This is a genomic window from Vibrio sp. 2132-1 (genome assembly GCF_033344315.1).
On sequence record NZ_JAWPON010000830.1, the window covers coordinates 1 to 524 of the forward strand.

At 46.0% G+C, this 524-nt stretch carries 1 protein-coding gene; it reads left to right on the plus strand.

Annotated elements, in window-relative coordinates:
* On the plus strand, positions 1 to 376 hold a 376-nt coding region (locus tag R8N47_RS28245), incomplete at its 5' end, for an adenine phosphoribosyltransferase (RefSeq protein WP_318186487.1).
* Positions 377 to 524 lie beyond the last annotated feature (148 nt).

A 524-nucleotide genomic window follows, 5' to 3' on the forward strand; every position in this document is an offset into this window, starting at 1 on the left:
GGTTGTGGGCACAGAAGCGCGTGGTTTCCTATTTGGTGCGCCGCTAGCGCTTGAGCTAGGTGTTGGTTTTGTTCCAGTGCGTAAGCCAGGCAAACTACCTCGCCCGACCATTGCTCAATCTTATGAACTAGAATACGGCATTGATACGCTAGAAATTCATACAGACGCTATCGTAGAAGGCGATAAAGTATTGGTTGTGGATGACTTGCTGGCGACAGGTGGCACGATTGAGGCAACGACAAAGTTAATTCGCCAACTTGGTGGTGAAGTTGAACACGCAGCGTTCGTTATCAACCTACCAGAAATCGGTGGTGATAAGCGTTTAGAAGCATTAGGCCTAAACGTATTCAGCATTTGCGATTTTGAAGGACATTAATACATTCAATGAGTTATTTAGCTTTAGCGCGAAAATGGCGTCCTAATAAGTTTGACCAAGTCGTAGGGCAAAAACATGTTCTAACGGCACTGGAAAACGCATTGGCGCAAAACCGTTTACATCATGCTTACCTATTCAGTGGGACGCG